At 62.5% G+C, this 19,182-nt stretch carries 17 protein-coding genes; 11 read left to right on the forward strand and 6 right to left on the reverse strand.

The window, feature by feature from the left end; all coding sequences use genetic code 11:
- Positions 1–89 precede the first annotated feature (89 nt).
- Together BM416_RS09860 and BM416_RS09865 are read right to left on the reverse strand one after the other, a co-directional pair.
- Positions 90–1,565 (reverse strand): inorganic phosphate transporter, encoded by a 1,476-nt coding sequence (locus BM416_RS09860; RefSeq protein WP_027604410.1) that lies wholly within the window; start codon positions 1,563–1,565, stop codon positions 90–92.
- Positions 1,566–1,877: 312 nt separating this feature from the next.
- The gene (locus BM416_RS09865; protein WP_003172389.1) at positions 1,878–2,078 is read right to left on the reverse strand and encodes a hypothetical protein; all 201 of its coding nucleotides are present in this window, start codon (positions 2,076–2,078) and stop codon (positions 1,878–1,880) included.
- Between the two features lie 562 nt (positions 2,079–2,640).
- On the opposite strand from BM416_RS09865, the gene pcaR reads away from it, so the two are divergent.
- From pcaR to pcaC, 11 genes are all read left to right on the forward strand, one after another.
- Positions 2,641–3,483: a pca regulon transcriptional regulator PcaR gene (pcaR, locus tag BM416_RS09870; protein WP_025855315.1), complete on the forward strand. Its 843-nt coding sequence runs from the start codon at positions 2,641–2,643 to the stop codon at positions 3,481–3,483.
- 145 nt (positions 3,484–3,628) lie between these two features.
- On the forward strand, positions 3,629–4,969 hold the full coding sequence (locus BM416_RS09875; protein WP_092487752.1) for a 4-hydroxybenzoate transporter PcaK: 1,341 nt from the start codon (positions 3,629–3,631) through the stop codon (positions 4,967–4,969).
- 146 nt (positions 4,970–5,115) lie between these two features.
- Positions 5,116–5,973, forward strand: coding sequence for a CoA transferase subunit A (locus BM416_RS09880; RefSeq protein ID WP_065928284.1), 858 nt, complete (start codon positions 5,116–5,118; stop codon positions 5,971–5,973).
- Positions 5,973–6,752: a CoA-transferase subunit beta gene (locus BM416_RS09885; RefSeq protein WP_027604407.1), complete on the forward strand. Its 780-nt coding sequence runs from the start codon at positions 5,973–5,975 to the stop codon at positions 6,750–6,752. The genes BM416_RS09880 and BM416_RS09885 overlap by 1 nt, the downstream gene beginning before the upstream one ends.
- Complete coding sequence (gene pcaF / locus BM416_RS09890; protein ID WP_175539055.1) at positions 6,749–7,951, forward strand: 3-oxoadipyl-CoA thiolase; 1,203 nt, start codon at positions 6,749–6,751, stop codon at positions 7,949–7,951. Before BM416_RS09885 ends, pcaF begins: the two co-directional genes overlap by 4 nt.
- Positions 7,952–7,968: 17 nt before the next feature.
- On the forward strand, positions 7,969–8,673 hold the full coding sequence (pcaH, locus tag BM416_RS09895; RefSeq protein ID WP_027604405.1) for a protocatechuate 3,4-dioxygenase subunit beta: 705 nt from the start codon (positions 7,969–7,971) through the stop codon (positions 8,671–8,673).
- Between the two features lies 1 nt (position 8,674).
- Positions 8,675–9,241 (forward strand): protocatechuate 3,4-dioxygenase subunit alpha, encoded by a 567-nt coding sequence (gene pcaG / locus BM416_RS09900; RefSeq protein WP_092487758.1) that lies wholly within the window; start codon positions 8,675–8,677, stop codon positions 9,239–9,241.
- A 188-nt stretch (positions 9,242–9,429) separates the two neighbouring features.
- Positions 9,430–10,725 carry an MFS family transporter gene (locus BM416_RS09905; protein WP_065938827.1) on the forward strand — a complete coding sequence of 432 codons (1,296 nt, stop codon included), beginning with the start codon at positions 9,430–9,432 and terminating at the stop codon, positions 10,723–10,725.
- 10 nt (positions 10,726–10,735) lie between these two features.
- On the forward strand, positions 10,736–12,100 hold the full coding sequence (locus BM416_RS09910) for a 3-carboxy-cis,cis-muconate cycloisomerase (RefSeq protein WP_092487761.1): 1,365 nt from the start codon (positions 10,736–10,738) through the stop codon (positions 12,098–12,100).
- A gap of 10 nt (positions 12,101–12,110) precedes the next feature.
- Positions 12,111–12,902: a 3-oxoadipate enol-lactonase gene (gene pcaD, locus BM416_RS09915; protein WP_092487765.1), complete on the forward strand. Its 792-nt coding sequence runs from the start codon at positions 12,111–12,113 to the stop codon at positions 12,900–12,902.
- Positions 12,903–12,949: 47 nt separating this feature from the next.
- Complete coding sequence (gene pcaC / locus BM416_RS09920) at positions 12,950–13,342, forward strand: 4-carboxymuconolactone decarboxylase (RefSeq protein WP_027604400.1); 393 nt, start codon at positions 12,950–12,952, stop codon at positions 13,340–13,342.
- On the opposite strand, the gene BM416_RS09925 is transcribed toward pcaC, so the two are convergent.
- The 4 genes from BM416_RS09925 to BM416_RS09940 all read right to left on the reverse strand — a co-directional run bounded on the left by BM416_RS09925 (position 13,343) and on the right by BM416_RS09940 (position 19,041).
- The gene (locus BM416_RS09925; protein ID WP_092487768.1) at positions 13,343–14,242 is read right to left on the reverse strand and encodes a polysaccharide deacetylase family protein; all 900 of its coding nucleotides are present in this window, start codon (positions 14,240–14,242) and stop codon (positions 13,343–13,345) included. It lies immediately after the preceding gene.
- An 84-nt stretch (positions 14,243–14,326) separates the two neighbouring features.
- Positions 14,327–15,577 (reverse strand): OprD family porin, encoded by a 1,251-nt coding sequence (locus tag BM416_RS09930; RefSeq protein WP_065938968.1) that lies wholly within the window; start codon positions 15,575–15,577, stop codon positions 14,327–14,329.
- Between the two features lie 142 nt (positions 15,578–15,719).
- Complete coding sequence (locus tag BM416_RS09935) at positions 15,720–17,333, reverse strand: J domain-containing protein (RefSeq protein ID WP_092487772.1); 1,614 nt, start codon at positions 17,331–17,333, stop codon at positions 15,720–15,722.
- Between the two features lie 10 nt (positions 17,334–17,343).
- The gene (locus BM416_RS09940; RefSeq protein WP_092487775.1) at positions 17,344–19,041 is read right to left on the reverse strand and encodes a molecular chaperone HscC; all 1,698 of its coding nucleotides are present in this window, start codon (positions 19,039–19,041) and stop codon (positions 17,344–17,346) included.
- Positions 19,042–19,182: the final 141 nt, after the last annotated feature.

Raw genomic sequence — 19,182 nt, forward strand, 5'->3', positions numbered from 1 at the left:
TCGCCCTTTTTTTTGGGTGTTCAATTCTGGTCCATAAAAAAAGGTGCGGTCCTCACAGAGGCCGCACCTTTTTTGTCAGCGCCTGGCGATCAGTTACCCAGTGCCTTGGAGGCCAGCCAGAACAAGCCGGCCGAGAGGCCTACGGTCGCAGGCAGGGTCAACACCCAAGCCATCAGGATGGTCTTGACCGTGCCACCTTGCAGGCCGCTTTTGTTGGCGACCATGGTGCCCGCCACGCCGGAAGACAGGACGTGGGTGGTGGAGACCGGCAGGGCGAAGATATTGGCAAAGCCAATCATCGTGGCGGTGGTGATCTGTGCCGACATGCCCTGGGCATAGGTCATGCCCTGCTTGCCGATCTTCTCACCGATCGTCAGTACCACACGCTTCCAGCCCACCATGGTGCCCAGGCCCAGGGCCAGTGCGACCGCGAGGATCACCCAGAACGGTGCGTACTCGGTGGTGGCGGTGAGGTCCTTGCGCAGCTTGTCGAGGTCGGACTTCTCACGCGCTTCCAGGCCCGGCAGCTTGCCGACTTTTTTCGCGGTGTCGTCCAGGCACAGCAGGTAGCGGCGCACTTCGATGCGGTGATCGGCACTCAGGGAATGGTAATCGGAGACGCCTTTCAAGGTATCCAGCAAGGCATTGATGGTGGGTTCGGTCTGCTGCGGGTTGCAGCGGAACTTGCCCGGCAGGTCGTCTTTCACGCTTTTGCCCAGGGCCAGGAACTCACCCAGGGTCTCGTGGTTGCGCTGGTAGAACTGGTTAAGGTGCAGCGTGGCGTCGCGAGTACGTTCGATCTGGTAGGTGGTGCTGCCCAGGTCGAGTACGAACTGCGCCGGCACGATACCGATCAGCACCAGCATGATCAGGCCGATGCCTTTCTGGCCATCGTTGGAGCCGTGCACGAAACTCACGGCCATGGCCGAAATCACCAGGACCAGGCGGTTCCAGAACGGCGGGTGCTTCTTGTCGTCGAGCTTGCGGCGCTGGTCCGGGGTCTTGTGCATCTTCGACAGCGGGCGCCACCATTTCAGGCCGATCAGCACCAGGGCTGCGACCAGGAAGCCGGCCATCGGCGAGAACACCAGGGACGCGCCGATATCGACGGCCTTCTGCCAGTTCACACCGTCAGCCAGGGGGATGTCGTTGATCAGGGCATTGGCCAGGCCGACACCGAGGATCGAACCGATCAGGGTGTGGGAGCTGGAGGCGGGGATACCGAAGTACCAGGTGCCCAGGTTCCAGGTGATCGCCGCGGCTAACAACGAGAAGACCATCGCCAAGCCATGGCCGGTGTTCACATTGATCAGCAACTCCACGGGCAGCAGGTGCACGATGGCGTAGGCGACACCGACACCACCGAGCAACACGCCGAGGAAATTGAATACCCCGGAGAAGAACACGGCCAGATGCGGCGGCATGGCTTTGGTATAGATGACTGTGGCCACCGCGTTAGCGGTGTCATGAAAGCCATTGATGAACTCGAAGGCGAGGACAAAGGCCAGGGCGAGCAACAGGCTCACGAGAACCCAAGCATCCAGTCCGCTGAATAAATCGATCATGAAGGTTTTCTGACCCGGTCGTAAGGGGGCGCGATTATGCCAGAAAACCTCGGTAATCGATGCACTAGCTGCTCATCGGTATCAATCTTCATCGAATCGCCCTGGGCGAAAGCTGGCGATCCCAGGGTTTTCGGGGCTTTGGCAAGTCTTTGATTTATAAAGCACAGGGCTGAAAAGACAGGGTTTTGTCACCAAATCGTCATGCCTGAAACATTTGTATGAAATTTTACAGGCGATGGTGGGATTCAGGTCGGCTGGAGGATGGCTAAATGGCATCGCTGCAGGCAAGGCCCTGGACTCGATCCGAAGCGCTTATGGCTCTTCGGCCTTGAGTTCCTGTTCAATCTTTTGGATTTCCTGGGCAAATGCCTGGTCGAGCAGGCTGGCTCGCTTGCGCCATGGTTTGCGTTCAGGTTCAGGCTGGGCGGCGTAGGTGGTGACTTCCCCGCCGTAAACGTCCTTGTAACGTTGCTCCTGGCGCTCAAGTTCCGCGCGCAGTTCATCTTTCGTCACGTTGTTACCTAATTGAGTTGAGTGTAAATACGTAGCAGCGTTAATGCCTGAATGCCGCCTCGGGCTATTTCAAAATTGAATCCATGAAGTGTTCAAGTTTGAAATAGAAACGAGAGGCCACTGTTGTGGCAGTCATTCCAGGCAGGTAGTTGCGACCGTCCATGCACGGCCTGTGCATGGTTTGGCGAGCTCCGGCCCCGATATGAAACCGGGTTGACCTCCGCACAGGGTGCATTATAGCGGCGCATTTGAATAACACTATCGGCATAAAGTTAAAAACCGTCAACTTTGTGTGAGTGTTTTGTTACGTCGACGCGTCAGTATTTGCTGAAATTCTGGCGTCATAAACTCAACAAGGAAACAAGCTATTAAATAAACGGCTTAACTTTGCCGGGGATGCGGTTGATAGATCGCCCTCAGGCGCAGGGCTAAATTGCGATAATCGCATGGTTGTCCGATAATCGCCCAATGTTGCGGGGCCTGCCTTGTGCATCACGGCTGGCCCGGCTTGTAATAGCAGCCCAATCCCCCTGCGGTTGACAATAAGAGAAAGGAACCTGGCATGAACGATCAATTGCGCAACTCTTTCGCGTCAGTGGCGCCGCCGATCGTTGCCTCGCCGGCCAAGCGTATCCAGGCGTTTACCGGTGACCCCGACTTCATGACCTCCCTGGCCCGCGGCCTGGCCGTGGTGCAGGCGTTCCAGGAGCGCAAGCGCCACCTGACCATCGCCCAGATCAGTCACCGCACCGAGATCCCCCGCGCCGCCGTACGCCGCTGCCTGCATACCCTGATCAAACTCGGCTATGCCACCACTGATGGGCGCACCTATTCATTGCTGCCCAAAGTCCTGACCCTGGGGCATGCCTACTTGTCCTCCACGCCGTTGGCGGTATCGGCCCAGCCTTATCTGGACCGTATGAGCGAGCAATTGCACGAAGCCTGCAACATGGCCACCCTCGAAGGCGACGACATCCTCTACATCGCCCGTTCGGCCACCACCCAGCGCCTGATTTCCGTGGACCTGTCGGTGGGCGGACGGTTGCCGGCCTATTGCACCTCCATGGGCCGCATCCTGCTCGCGGCATTGGATGACGCTTCGCTGCAGGACTACCTCGACCATGCCGACCTGCAAACCAAGACCAGCCGCACCCTGACCACCCCTGAAGCCTTGTTCGAATGCCTGCAACAAGTGCGTCAGCAGGGCTGGTGCATTGTCGACCAGGAACTGGAACAGGGCCTGCGCTCCATCGCCGTGCCGGTGTATGACGCGTCCGGCCAGGTGCTGGCGGCGCTCAATGTCAGTACTCACGCTGGGCGGGTCAGCCGCAGCGAACTGGAGCAGCGTTTCCTGCCGAGCATGCTCAGTGCCAGCCGTGAGTTGAGTGCGCAGTTGTTTGCCTAAGGTGTTCGGTGACCGCACAGATCCCGGCTTGATCAATTGACGATGTTTCCCCCGGCTTATTACTGTGCGGCAGCGCTCTTGAGGGCGCCCCAATAATAATGACGGCCCCAGGCCGTTGGCCCGCCATCGGTGTGGAATAAGAATAATGAATCAGCCTTCTGTCGGTACCACCCTGGACGTGCAGTCCTTTATCAACACCCAGCCACTGTCCCGTTACCAGTGGCGCGTGGTGATCCTGTGTTTCCTCATCGTTTTCCTCGATGGCCTCGACACCGCCGCCATGGGTTTTATCGCGCCCGCGCTGTCCCAGGACTGGGGCATCGATCGCGCCAGCCTTGGCCCGGTGATGAGTGCTGCGTTGATCGGCATGGTATTCGGCGCCCTGGGTTCCGGACCGCTGGCTGACCGTTTCGGGCGCAAGGTTGTACTGGTGGGCGCGGTACTGGTGTTTGGTGCCTTCAGCCTGGCCTCGGCCTACAGCAGCAACGTGGATCAATTGCTGGTGCTGCGTTTTCTCACCGGGCTGGGCCTGGGTGCCGGCATGCCGAACGCGACGACCTTGCTCTCCGAATACACCCCTGAACGCCACAAGTCGCTATTGGTGACCAGCATGTTCTGTGGTTTCAACCTGGGCATGGCCGGTGGCGGGTTTATCTCGGCCAAGCTGATCCCGGCGTTCGGCTGGCATAGCCTGCTGCTGATCGGTGGCATCCTGCCCTTGATCCTCGCAGTGGTACTGCTGGTGTGGCTGCCGGAGTCGGCGCGTTACCTGGTGGTGCGCAATCGCGGCACCGACAAGGTGCGCAAAACCCTGTCGCCCATCGAACCCTCTATTGTTGCCCAGGCCACGGCCTTCAGCGTGCCCGAACAAAAAACCGTCAAGGCGCGCAACGTGTTCGCGGTGATTTTCTCGGGCACCTACAGCGCCGGCACCTTGCTGCTGTGGCTCACGTACTTCATGGGCCTGGTGATCGTGTACTTGCTGACCAGTTGGCTGCCGACCCTGATGCGTGACAGCGGCGCCAGCATGGAGCAGGCCGCCTTCATCGGCGCGTTGTTCCAGTTTGGTGGCGTATTGAGCGCCGTCGGCGTGGGATGGGCGATGGACCGGTTCAATCCCCACAAGGTCATCGGCACCTTCTACCTGCTGGCCGGGGTGTTTGCCTACGCGGTGGGGCAGAGCCTGGGCAATATCACCCTATTGGCCACCTTGGTGCTGGTCGCCGGGATGTGCGTCAACGGTGCGCAATCGGCGATGCCGTCCCTGGCCGCGCGCTTCTACCCAACCCAAGGCCGTGCCACCGGCGTGTCGTGGATGCTCGGCATCGGCCGTTTCGGCGCGATCCTCGGCGCGTGGATGGGCGCCACCTTGCTCGGCCTCGGCTGGAACTTCGAGCAGGTGCTCACCGCCCTGGTGATTCCGGCCGCTTTGGCCACGGCAGCCGTGGTGATCAAAGGCATGGTCAGCCATGCGGATGCGACCTGAGATCAATCGATAGCCTGCCAACAATCCGTTCGATAATCGAACGCTGAGTCGATTATCGGATTGTTTGGCCGATTTCCCCGGCTTAATCTTCAAGCACTTCGGCGCCACCTCAGCGCCTTTTCGATCCACACCGGGAGCCCAACCCCATGGCTGAAATTCTTGCGCTGCGCGACGCGGTGAAGCAATTCGTGAACGACGGCGACACTGTCGCACTGGAAGGCTTCACCCATCTGATCCCAACGGCAGCGGGTCATGAAATCATTCGTCAGGGCAAGAAAGACCTGACACTGGTGCGTATGACGCCTGACCTGATCTACGACCAGTTGATCGGTGCCGGGTGTGCGCGCAAGCTGATTTTCTCCTGGGGCGGTAACCCGGGTGTAGGTTCCCTGCATCGCCTGCGTGACGCGGTCGAAAAGCAATGGCCGCAACCGTTGGAAATCGAAGAACACAGCCACGCCGACCTGGCCAATGCCTACGTCGCCGGAGCATCGGGCCTGCCGTTCGCGGTGCTGCGCGCCTACGCGGGTTCCGACTTGCCCAAGGTCAACCCGCTGATCAAGACCGTAACGTGCCCGTTCACCGGAGAGGTGCTGGCAGCGGTGCCGTCGGTGCGTCCGGACGTCACCGTGATCCACGCGCAAAAGGCTGATCGCAAGGGCAACGTGCTGCTCTGGGGCATTCTTGGGGTGCAGAAGGAAGCGGCCCTGGCGGCCAAGCGCTGCATCGTCACCGTGGAAGAAATCGTCGATGACCTGAACGCGCCGATGAACAGCTGCGTACTGCCGACCTGGGCCCTCACTGCGGTGTGCCATGTACCCGGTGGTGCCCATCCATCCTACGCCCACGGCTACAACGAGCGTGACAACCGCTTCTACCAGGCGTGGGACCCAATCGCTCGCGACCGTGGGACCTTTACCGCCTGGATGGATGAATACATCCACGGCACTGCCGATTTCAGTGAGTTCCAGGCCAAGCTGACCACACAGCAGGAGGCCAAGTAATGGCTTACTCGACCAATGAAATGATGACCGTCGCCGCCGCGCGCCGCCTCAAGAACGGCTCCGTGTGCTTTGTGGGCATCGGCCTGCCGTCCAAGGCCGCCAACCTGGCGCGCCTGACTTCGTCGCCGGATGTGGTGCTGATCTACGAATCCGGCCCGATTGGCGCCAAGCCCAGCGTATTGCCATTGTCGATCGGTGATGGTGAGCTGGCGGAAACCGCCGACACCGTGGTGCCGACCGGCGAGATTTTTCGCTACTGGCTGCAGGGCGGGCGTATCGACGTGGGCTTCCTCGGTGCCGCGCAAGTCGACCGTTTCGGTAACATCAACACCACCGTGGTCGGTGATTATCACCAACCCAAGGTGCGCCTGCCGGGCGCCGGTGGCGCGCCGGAAATCGCCGGCTCGGCCAAGAGCGTGTTGATCATCCTCAAGCAGTCGTCCCGTTCGTTTGTCGACAAGCTGGACTTCATCACCTCGGTCGGCCACGGCGAAGGTGGCGATTCGCGTAAACGCCTGGGTCTGCCGGGTGCCGGTCCTGTCGGAATCATTACCGACCTGTGCATCATGGAGCCGGAAGAGGGCACCCACGAATTCGTGGTTACCGCCCTGCACCCAGGGGTGACCCGCGAGCAAGTCGTAGCGGCCACCGGTTGGGCGATTCGATTTGCCGAGCAGGTCAGCACCACCGCCGAACCGACCGAGGTGGAACTGACCGCCCTGCGTGACCTCGAAGCACGCACGGCCGCCGCCCACGGCCAAGCACCGGGAGAAGCCTGATGCGCGAGGTCTTTATCTGCGATGCGATTCGCACCCCCATCGGCCGCTTTGGCGGCGGCCTGTCCAGTGTACGCGCCGATGACCTGGCGGCCGTGCCGATCAAGGCGCTGATCGAGCGCAACCCTTCCGTGGACTGGTCGGCCGTTGACGAGGTGTTCCTCGGCTGCGCCAACCAGGCCGGTGAAGACAACCGCAACGTCGCCCGCATGGCGTTGTTGCTGGCCGGCCTGCCGGAGAGCATTCCGGGGGTGACCCTCAACCGTTTGTGCGCCTCGGGCATGGATGCGATCGGTACCGCGTTTCGCGCCATCGCCAGTGGCGAAATGGAGCTGGCGATTGCCGGTGGTGTCGAGTCGATGTCCCGTGCGCCGTTCGTGATGGGCAAGGCGGATGCGGCGTTTTCGCGCAACATGAAGCTGGAAGACACCACCATCGGCTGGCGTTTTATCAACCCGTTGATGAAGGCCCAGTACGGCGTGGACGCCATGCCGCAGACCGCCGATAACGTCGCCGACGACTACCAGGTCTCCCGCGCCGACCAGGACGCCTTTGCCCTGCGCAGCCAGCAACGCACCGCCGCCGCCCAGGCGGCCGGGTTCTTCGCCGAAGAAATCGTGCCGGTGCGGGTCGCCCAGAAAAAAGGCGAAACCGTGGTGGAGCACGATGAGCACCCCAGGGACACCACCCTTGAAGCCCTGGCCAAACTCAAGCCGGTCAACGGCCCGGACAAGACCGTCACCGCGGGCAATGCCTCGGGGGTGAACGACGGTGCGGCCGCGCTGATCCTGGCGTCTGCCGAAGCGGTGAAAAAACACGGCCTGACTGCCCGCGCCCGTGTGCTGGGCATGGCCAGCGCCGGTGTTGCGCCACGGGTGATGGGCATCGGCCCGGTGCCGGCGGTGCGCAAGCTGGTGGAGCGCCTGGGCCTGGCCGTCACTGACTTCGATGTGATCGAACTCAACGAAGCCTTCGCCAGCCAAGGCCTGGCGGTGCTGCGTGAACTGGGCATCGCCGACGATGCACCCCAGGTCAACCCGAACGGTGGCGCCATCGCACTGGGCCACCCCTTGGGCATGAGCGGTGCGCGACTGGTACTGACAGCCCTGCATCAGTTGGAAAAAACCGGCGGCCGTAAAGGCCTGGCGACCATGTGCGTGGGCGTCGGCCAAGGCCTGGCCCTGGCGATCGAACGCATCTAATAAGAGAGGACAGCTCCATGAGTGACAAGCCCGGTTACCGGCGCCCGCAAGCGGGCACTCAGCCTGATTACCTGCACCCGGCCTACCAGTCGACGAACCTGCGTTCGCCGTCCCAGCCGTTGGTGTTCCTGCCTCATTCCTTGTCGGAAATCACCGGCCCGACCATCGGCGCCGAGCGAGTCAGCGAAAAGGACAACGACCTCACCGCCCAACACGACGGCGAACCGTTGGGCGAACGCATCATCATTCATGGCCGCGTGCTGGATGAAAACGGCCTGCCGGTGCCGGGCATCCTCGTGGAGATCTGGCAGGCCAACGCCGCCGGTCGCTACAACCACAAGCGCGACCTCCACGATGCGCCGCTGGACCCGAACTTCACCGGCACCGGGCGCACCGTCACCGACGCCGATGGCTGGTACCAGTTCCAGACCATCAAGCCTGGAGCCTACCCATGGGGCAACCACCACAACGCGTGGCGCCCGGCGCATATCCATTTTTCGCTGTTCGGCCCGAGCGTGCTGACACGCCTGGTGACGCAGATGTATTTCCCCGGCGACCCGCTGCTGGAATACGACCCGATCTACAACTGTGTGCCGGATACCAGCGCCAAGGAGCGCCTGATCGCCCGTTTCGACCTGGAAAAGACCATCCCTTCCTATGCCCTCGGCTACCGCTGGGACATCGTCCTGCGCGGCCGCGACGCCACGCCGATGGAGAAATGAGATGACACTCTACGCGACCACGTCCCACACCGTCGGGCCGTACTACCACATCGGCCTGACCTGGCTGAACCGCGAGGATTTGACCGTCGCCGCCACCCTCGGCGAGCGCGTGGCGATCAGCGGGCAAGTGGTGGACGGCAACGGTGATGTTGTCAACGACGCCATGCTCGAAGTCTGGCAGGCCAATGCCGCCGGCAAGTACGCCCACCCTGAAGACGAGCAGGACAAGGCGCTGGACCCGAACTTCGAAGGCTTTGGCCGGGTACCGGTGGATGCCGAAGGGCGCTTCCGCTTTACCACGATCAAGCCGGGCAGCGTGGCGGGCCTGCAAGGTACGACCCAGGCGCCGCACCTGGTGGTGCTGGTGTTTGCCCGTGGGCTGGTGAAGCACCTGCTGACGCGGATTTATTTCGAGGGCGAGGCGTTGAACGGGGATGACCCGTTGCTGGCCTGTGTGCCTGCCGAGCGGCGCGGCACGTTGATTGCCAAGCCGGACGCGGCGGGTGTGCATCAGTGGAATGTGATTTTGCAGGGCACAGATAAGGAGACGGTGTTCTTCGATTATTGAGTCGCTTGTCAGGGCCCCATCGGGGGCAAGCCCCCTCCCACATTTGATAGGCGGCGCGGTCAAAATGTGGGAGGGGGCTTGCCCCCGATGGGGCCGGTTCAGGCACTGCCTACGCAAAAGTCTGCTTGCGGAACATGGTTGTTGCAAAGTATGTCTAGGCTATAACCGTTCCCACTGAGTGAAAAACCATGACAACAACCACCAGTCACTACACCGGAGAAGAGCGCAGCAAGCGGATCTTTGCGATTGTCGGTGCCTCCTCCGGCAACCTGGTCGAATGGTTCGACTTCTACGTCTATGCCTTCTGCGCCATCTACTTCGCCCCGGCGTTTTTCCCGTCGGATGACCCCACGGTCCAACTGCTCAACACCGCTGGCGTGTTCGCCGCCGGCTTCCTGATGCGCCCCATCGGCGGCTGGCTGTTCGGCCGGGTCGCCGACAAGCACGGGCGCAAGAATTCGATGATGATCTCGGTGCTGATGATGTGTGCCGGTTCCCTGGTCATCGCTTTTTTGCCCACCTACAAAGACATTGGCGCCTGGGCCCCGGCCCTGCTGCTGGTGGCGCGGCTGTTCCAGGGCCTGTCGGTGGGGGGCGAATATGGCACCACCGCCACCTACATGAGTGAAGTCGCACTCAAGGGTCAGCGTGGGTTTTTCGCCTCGTTCCAGTACGTGACCCTGATCGGTGGCCAACTGTTGGCCGTGCTGGTGGTGGTGATCCTGCAACAGATCCTCACTGAAGAAGAATTGCGCGCCTGGGGCTGGCGGATTCCGTTCGTGATCGGTGCGATTGCGGCGGTGATTTCCCTGCTGCTGCGTCGCACCCTCAAGGAAACCACCAGCAAGGAAACCCGCGAGGACAAGGACGCCGGCAGTATCGCCGCGCTGTTCCGTGACCATAAGGCGGCATTCATCACCGTGCTCGGCTACACCGCAGGCGGTTCGCTGATTTTCTACACCTTTACCACCTACATGCAGAAGTACCTGGTAAACACCGCCGGGATGCACGCCAAGACCGCCAGTTACATCATGACCGGCGCGCTGTTCCTGTACATGTGCATGCAGCCGCTGTTCGGCATGCTGGCCGACAAGATCGGCCGGCGTAACTCGATGCTGTGGTTCGGCGCGTTGGGCACACTGTGCACGGTGCCGATCCTGCTCAGCTTGAAAACCGTCAGCAGTCCGTTCCTGGCGTTTGTGCTGATCACCCTGGCCCTGGCGATTGTCAGCTTCTACACCTCGATCAGCGGCCTGGTGAAGGCGGAAATGTTCCCGCCACAAGTGCGCGCCCTGGGCGTGGGCCTGGCCTATGCGGTGGCCAACGCGATCTTCGGCGGTTCGGCGGAATACGTGGCCCTGGGCCTCAAATCCATGGGCATGGAAAACACCTTCTATTGGTATGTCACCGGCATGATGGCGGTGGCCTTCCTGTTCAGCTTGCGCCTGCCGAAACAGGCGGCGTACCTGCATCACGATTTGTAAGGGATGAGTTATGACACTGCGCACGAGCAATCAACTGTTCGACGCTTACTTCACCGCTGACAGCATGGCCGAGGTGTTCTGCGACCAGGGACGCCTGCAGGGCATGCTCGATTTCGAAGCCGCGCTCGCCCGGGCGCAGGCCCGGGTCGGGTTGATTCCCCAGGCCGCCGTGGCGCCGATTGCCCAGGCGTGTCTGGCGTCGCTGTACGACGTGGACGCCCTCGGCGTGGCGATTGCCACGGCGGGGAATTCGGCGATTCCGCTGGTGAAGGCGCTGGGCAAGTTGATTGCCAGCGGCGATGCCGGGGCCGAACGCTATGTGCACCTGGGCGCGACCAGCCAGGACGTGATGGACACCGGGCTGGTGCTGCAACTACGCCGGGCCCTGGGGTTGATCGAAACGGACCTGGCGCGTCTGGGCGATGTGCTGGCCGCCCAGGCCCAGCGTTATGCGACGACGCCGTTGGCCGGGCGTACCTGGTTGCAGCACGCGACGCCGGTCACCCTGGGAATGAAGATTGCCGGTTGGCTGGGCGCGGTGACGCGCAGTCGCCAGCGTTTGAAAGAACTGCAACCGCGTTTGCTGGTGCTGCAATTCGGCGGCGCGTCCGGGACGTTGGCGGCACTCGGTGAACACGCCATGCCGGTGGCCGAGGCGCTGGCGGCTGAGTTGCAACTGAGCCTGCCTGAACAACCCTGGCACACCCAACGGGATCGTCTGGTGGAGTTCGCCTCCGTCCTGGGCCTGATCGCCGGCAGCCTCGGCAAACTGGGCCGCGATATCAGCCTGCTGATGCAAACCGAAGCGGCCGAAGTGTTCGAGCCGTCGGCGCCCGGCAAGGGCGGTTCGTCGACCATGCCGCACAAACGCAACCCGGTCGGCGCCGCTGTGCTGATCAGCACCGCCACGCGCGTGCCCGGCCTGGTGGCGACGATGTTCAGCGCCATGCCCCAGGAACACGAACGCAGCCTGGGCCTGTGGCACGCCGAATGGGAAACCTTGCCGGAGATTTGCCGCCTGGTGTCCGGGGCCTTGAAACAAGCGCTGCTGGTGAGCGAAGGGTTGGAAGTCGACCCCGGACGCATGGCCCACAACCTCGACCTGACCCAAGGGCTGGTGCTGGCCGAAGCCGTCAGCATCGTGCTGGCTCAACGCCTGGGCCGGGAAACCGCGCACCACCTGCTGGAGCAATGCTGCAAACGCGCCGTTGCAGAAGGGCGCCACTTGCGCGCGGTGCTGGCGGACGAACCGCAGGTCACCGCCGAGCTGTCCGCCACCGAGTTGGACCGCCTGCTCGACCCGGCCCATTACCTGGGCCAGGCGCCCACCTGGGTCACTCGCGCTGTCACCGAACACTTTGCATTGACCGCCTAAGGAGAACGCTGTGGCTTTCGTACAACTCGCCGAGGGCGAACTGCATTACCAACTCGATGGCCCCGTGGACGCACCGGTGCTGGTGCTGTCCAACTCGCTGGGTACCGACCTGCATATGTGGGACATCCAGATCCCGGCGTTTACCGAGCATTTCCGGGTGTTGCGTTTCGACACCCGTGGCCACGGCAAATCCCTGGTGACCGAGGGACCGTACAGCATCGAGCAGTTGGGCCACGACGTGATCGCACTGCTGGATGCGCTGGATATTCAGCGTGCGCACTTTTGCGGGCTGTCCATGGGCGGCTTGATCGGCCAATGGCTGGGGATTAATGCCGGTGAGCGCCTGCAGCGCCTGGTGGTGTGCAACACCGCCGCCAAAATCGGCACGCCGGAGATCTGGAACCCACGGATCGAGATGGTCCTGCGTGATGGCGCGGCGGCCATGGTGGCCTTGCGCGATGCGTCGATTGCGCGTTGGTTCACCGCCGATTTTGCGGCAGCCAACCCGCACCAGGCCAAGCAGATCACCGACATGCTTGCCGCGACTTCGCCCCCAGGTTACGCGGCCAACTGCGCTGCCGTGCGTGATGCGGATTTCCGTGAGCAGTTGCCGAAGATCAAGGCGCCAACCCTGGTGATTGCCGGCACTGAAGACGCCGTGACCCCACCGGCCGGTGGTCACTTTATCCAGCACCATGTGCAGGGCGCCGAGTACGCCGAGTTCTACGCCGCGCACCTGTCCAATGTGCAGGCCGGTGCGGCGTTCAGTGATCGGGTGATCACGTTTCTGCTGGCCCGCTGAGGCAGCTGTTGTGGCGAGTTGAAATCTTATTGAACCAGGAGTTTTTTGTGGACGAGAAACAACGTTATGCCGACGGCCTGCAGGTGCGCCGCGAAGTGCTGGGCGATGCCCATGTCGACCGCAGCCTCAATGCCCTGACCGAGTTCAACAGCGAGTTCCAGGACATGATCACCCGCCACGCCTGGGGTGACATCTGGACCCGCCCCGGGCTGCCTCGCCACACCCGCAGCCTGATCACCATCGCCATGCTGATCGGCATGAACCGCAGTGAAGAGTTGAAGCTGCATTTGCGTGCGGCGGCCAGCAACGGCGTGACCCGTGCCGAGATCAAGGAAGTACTGATGCAGAGTGCGATCTATTGCGGGATTCCGGCGGCGAATGCCACGTTTCACCTGGCGGAGTCTGTATGGGATGAGCTGGGTGTCGAGTCGCGCGAGTGATCAGTGGGAGTCCGCGTCCCACACCCAATTCCACACGCCCGGCAGATGCACTGCTTCATTCACGTCTTTGACCGTACGCGCCAGCGCCGCGCGTTGCAGGGCGGCCGTATCGGTGTAGAACGGTTCGGCTGCGGTCTTCATGCCATTGATCCGGGCGCTGTCCAGCAGGATCTGCAGGTATTCCTGCATATGCCGCGCGGTATAGCGGTTGATATCGTGGAAGGTCACCACCACCGGTATCACGCCGTCCACCGTCGGCAGTTCCCCCAGCGCGATGCGCTCGCGCACCACCGACAGTTGTCGATACAGGTTGGCGCGGCGCCTTGGGCTGCCATTGAAACCCCAGATCTTTCCGTCATTGGCGCTCAGGTCAGTCAGCAGGACCTGCATGCCGTGGCGCTGGTAGGCGGCGAAGGTGCGCCGGTCGTAGTTCCAGAACGGCGGGCGGACCAGCACGGGCGGCGCGCCGGTGATCGAGGCGATATCGCTCGCGCCCTGGCTGAGGGTGCGCTCCAGCTCGGCATCATTCAGCCAGCGGTGGTTGGTATGAAAGGTCGTGGCAGTGTGAAAAGCCAGCACATGCCCGCCGGCGTATTCACGCGCCATCGTCTTGCGCCCCCGCGAGCTGCCGCCGGAACGCGACGATTCGGTCTGCAGGAAGAACACCGCCTTGATCCCCGGCAGCACCGGGTTGTGCGCCAGGTCGGCGAGCACTGAGCGGCTGGGGTTGTCGTAGCCCGAGGCGCTGGGGCCGTCATCGAAGGTCAGCAAAAAACGGATCGGCGCCTGGGCTTGCAGGCGTTGCTCGGTCTGCGCGGTCAGGGCGATGGGCGCGCCGATACAGCCGCTGAGGCTCAAGGCCAGGGCAAGCACGGCGGATGCGATGGCAAAGGATTTCATGGTGTGCGCAGGCTCGGATAAGAGGCCGCTGCTGGGCGGATCAGCAGCGGCAGGCGCGCACGATACAGTAAGTGCCGCGCCGGATTACAGCAGACTTATCGGGTAACTGACGATCAACCGGTTTTCATCGAACTCGTTGTTGCTGTAGTCGCGGCGCATGCTCGAATTGCGCCAGCGCACCGTGAGGTTCTTCACCACGCCGCTTTGCACGGTATAACCCAATTCGCTTTCGCGACCCCATTCCTTGCCATCGGTGATGGTGCCGGTGTGCACGTTGCTGCCGCTGATATAGCGGTTCATCAGGGTCAGGCCCGGTACGCCGAGGGCGGCGAAGTTGTAGTCGTGGCGCACCTGCCAGGATTTTTCCTCGGCGTTGTCGTAACTCGAGTTGTAGCTGTCGTTGGCCAGGGTGCCGCCGCTGGTGCCGTTGACGCGCATCCACGCGCTGTTGCCGGTGAGTTTTTGCAGGCCGACGTAGAAGGTGTTGCCGCCATACTTGGCCGAGAACAGGCCGGACCAGGTCTTGTTGTCCAGGTCGCCGGCGCGGGCGCTGCCGTCGTCCTTGCCGTAGAAGAACCCGAGGTTGGCGCCCAGGGTCCAGTCGCCCAGGGGCTGGCTGTGGATCAGGTTGACGAACTGCTGGCTGTAGATGTCCTTGAGCTGGGCGTTCCACAGTCCGATCTGGGTGCGTTTGTCGTTGAAGGCGTACTCGCCGCCCTGGAAGTTGAAGCGGTCCGAGGTGAACGCGGTTTTGCCGACCATCGACATGTCCGACATGCTGCTGTCGTCGCGCGGGCTGTTGGCGCGGAACTGGCCGCCGTAGAGGGTCAGGCCGTCGATTTCCTTCGAGGTGATCTGCCCGCCGCGCAGGGTTTGCGGCAGGGAGCGGCCATCGTCGGCACGCAGGATCGGCAGCACCGGCATCCATTCGCCGACCTTCACTTCAGTCTTGGAAATACGCGCCTTGAACGCCACCCCAAGGCGACCGAATTCATCCGCAGGGCGGCCATCGTGGTCCAGCGGCAGCAATTGGGTGCCGCCGGTACCGCGCCCGCCATCGAGCTTCAACGAGTACAGCCCCAGCACATCCACACCGAAACCGACGGTGCCTTGGGTAAAGCCGGACTTGGCGTCGAGGATGAAACTCTGTGTCCACTCCTGCGCGCCACCCTGGGTTTTGGTGGGGTTGGTGAAATTGCGGTTGAAGAAGAAATTACGCAGGTTGAGGTTGGCGCTGGCGTCCTCCAGAAAACCGTGCTCTTCGGCGACGACGGGCAGGGCAAGACTGGCGATAGCGGTGGCCAGCAGGAGCCGGCGCGGGTGAAAAGTGCTCATGGTGGTGGACCTGTTGTTATTGGGTTTATGCAGGTGGCGGCCATGGTGCGGGGCGGTGCGGGGGCGGTTCAATCGGGGCAGGGCGGGTTGTGGGCGATGATCGAACGCAAGTTGCCGGGCGCACAGGCCCGGCACTGCAGGGTTATCGCTTGGGCAGGTCGAAGTGGGTCCAGGGCACAGTCGGCAGGTAGTGTTGCGCAGCTACGATCAGCGCCACCATCACCACCAGGAACACCATTTGCAGAGGGCTCCAGAAGGCCCAGTGCAGGCCGTTCAACCAGGGGTAGCCTTCGGCGAACTTCTGGCTCATATGACCGATGCGTTTTTTGTGCAGCAGGTTGATCAGCAGTGCGCCGGCATAGGTCACCGCACCCAGTACACCGAGCATCAAGCCGCAGGCCACCAGCATGATTGCCTGCGGTACGCCGTGGCGAATCACCAGCCAGTAGTCGTTGGGGTTGATTCGCTTGGGGATCAGGTACTGGCTCAGCCACACATCCAGCACCCGATAGGTTGAACTCATTCCGGCCCACACTTGGGTGACGCGAAAGCCAACGGCCGCCGGCACGAACGCCATCAGCATGAAAATGACCAGCGACATCCCGTCCATTCTGTCTGGCTTATCGTGGGCGATGCTCAGGCCAAGCCCCAAAGCGAAGACGGCCCATAGCCGGATAAATACCTGGGTGTAGATCGGCCGGGGCACGAATTTGCGCCAAAAGAACAGGTCTGTTTGAGGCAGGCGCTCCACCAGTTGCGGATAGCGCCAGGTCAGTGTTTGCGCCAGGTGCTGGCAGGCGTTCCACTCGTTCTCGCCAAACCCATCGATCATGCGTTTGTGTTGCGTGGCGGACATCGGCGTCAGCAGCAGGCGCGCGGCCAGGGCATCGGCTGATGTGCGCCGCGTGTCCTGGGCCTTGTCCTGCAGGTTGGCGTAGAAGCTTTCCTGTTCGCAACGGGACACCAGTTCGCGCCACATCCACGCCGGTTCCGGGTAGACGCCTTTCTGGTCGTCCCAGCCGAAGGCCTGGCACACCCGCTCGAACAGCGGCACGCTCCACTGGGTGTCATGCAGCAGGTGCAGGACGATGCGCTGCCACTGCTGTTGCAGGTCGAACACCCGCAGCCAGGGTTGGTCGTTGTACTGCGTGAGCTGGGTGATGAACTCGCGCTCGGCCTTTTGCTCCAGCAGTTCCTGCAGGGTGCGGCGGTAGTCTTGCAGCAGCTCGCCGGTCAGTGCTTCGTATTGCCAGGACGTCATCGCCACCTGCTGCCAGGGGGTCAGCCATTCCAGGTGTTGCGCGGCCCAAGCGGCGATGGCGCCGCGTTCGCCCGGTGCGTCGAAACAATGGCGCAACAGGCTGGCCTGGAACGCATCGGTGCAGCCCTGTTGCCGAGCCTGGGCCCAGCGTTCCTCGAGGTTACGCGCGGTCAGGCCGTCGAGCAGGGCCTGGGCCGGGTCAGGTGTGGGGGCGTCGAAGGGCGCAGGGCTGACGGGGATGATGTCCAGCAGTTCGGCCAGGTCATTCAGGTTGGCGTAGACCGCTTCGGCCACGGGCGCCTGGACGGGTTCTGCCTCTTCGTTATCAGCTCGCCAGCGAGCTTCATTCAGCGCGTGTTCATAGGCCTCGCGCAGGCGCTGGAAGCCTTGGGCGTCGTCGTCCGGGCGGCAGTTTTTCAGCAGCCGCGCATAGCTGCGCTTGATGGTGCGCTCGTCGGCGTCATCCGGCAGTTGCAGTACGGTCCAGCAATCCATTGGTGTGCCCTCAGCGCCAGAACCCGTTGTCGAGTTGCTCAAGTTGACGGCTCAGTTCGCTGCGGGCGTCGCGGATGCGGCGTTCGTCCTGGGTGTCGAGTACCTGCTGGAACTGCGCCGCCCAATGCCCGAGCTGTTCGCGCAGCTCGCCGAGGTTTTCCTGGTAGAGCCGTTCGAGGCGGGCGACGAGCACCGTATTGACCTGCTGGTCGCGGGGGTGGACCTTCAATTGCGCCAGGGCTTGCAGGCGTTGCTGGATTTCCTGCGGGTTGAGCACGCCGGGGTTGTTCTCGATCACCAGCGAATGCTGCTCGCCGGTCAGCGGGATATTCACCTGGGCTTCCAGCAGGCCGTTGTTGTCGTAGGTGAAACGCACGTCCAGGGAGACTTCACCGGCCTTGCGCTTGGGCACCGGAATATCCAGTTGGCCCAGCTCGATGTTGTCTTTGACCAGGCGGCTTTCGCCTTGGTAGATCTTCAGCAGTACGTGGGCCTGGTCGTCGTGCAGGGTGACCACGCTTTTGACCCGGCTGACCGGCACGCTGCTGTTGCGTTCGATCAACGGCAGGTAATGGCCGCTTTCGATATGGCCGCCGTACTGGTTGGAGGTTTCGATGCCCAGGGTGTAGGGGCAGACGTCGGTCAGCACCACTTCTTCGAGGGCGGCGGAACGGGCCTTGAGGGCGGCCTGGATCGCCGCACCATGGGCGACCACCTGGTCGGGATCGAGGCTGATGGAGGGAAAGCGCCCGAACAGGCCTGCGGCGAGTTTGCGCACCAGCGGCATGCGCGTGGTGCCGCCCACCAGCAGGATTTCATCCAGGTCGCTGACCCGAATCCGCGCATCGCGCAGGGCGCGTTCGATCGGCGCGCGCAGGCGTTCCAGCAGCGGCGTGTAGAGCTTGGCCAGTTCCTGTTGGGTGATGGTTTTTGTCCATTGCTGGCCGTCGACGCGCAGCGCGAATTGGGCGCTGTCGTCCTGGCCCAGGGCTTTGCGTACGCGCTCGGCTTCGCGGCGCAGGGCTTGCAGCACCGTGCTGGTGGGCGGGAAACCCGTGGTGTTGCGTTGGCTGTCGACAAAGTGTTCGAGCAACAGGGTGTCGAAGTCTTCGCCACCGAGGAAGTTGTCGCCGGCGCTGGCGCGGACTTCCATCACCCCGTCGAACAGCTCGATGATCGACACGTCGAAGGTGCCGCCGCCAAGGTCGAAGACCAGGAACGAGGTTTCTTTATCACGCTGATGCAGGCCGTAGGCCAGGGCCGCGGCGGTCGGTTCGTTGATCAGTTTTTCAACGCTGAGCCCCGCCAGTTCACCGGCGATGCGCGTGGCCTTGCGTTGGCCATCGCTGAAGTAGGCGGGCACGCTGATCACCGCGTCGGTAACGATTTGGCCGTAGGTGCGCTCGATGTCCTCCTTGAGGCTCTTGAGCACCAGCGCCGAGAGCTCTTCGGGGCGGAACGAACGGTCGCCCAGGCGCACTTCGGTGGCGCTGCCCATGTAGCGCTTGAACAGCGAGGTGGTCAGGTGCGGGTGGGTGTGCAGGCGCTCCTTGGCGGCCTGGCCCACCAGGACACGGCCTTGGTCATCCAGCCCGACCACGCTGGGGGTCAGCAACTGGCCCAACGCGTTGGGCACCATTTCGGCGGCATCGCCGCGCCAGACGGCTGCGAGACTGTTGGTGGTCCCCAGGTCGATTCCTACGATCATTACGACAAGCTCCCTCTGTGGTCTGTAAGAATCTGTGACAGATTTTACCCTGAAAGGTTGAGCGCAAAGCAAGGCGGGAGCGCTTTGTGACGAGCGGGGCAAGCCCGCTCGCCACAGAGAGCTTGGCCAACCTGTCAGCCT

It is taken from the genome of Pseudomonas sp. NFACC42-2 (assembly GCF_900116055.1).
Taxonomy (GTDB): domain Bacteria; phylum Pseudomonadota; class Gammaproteobacteria; order Pseudomonadales; family Pseudomonadaceae; genus Aquipseudomonas; species Aquipseudomonas marginalis.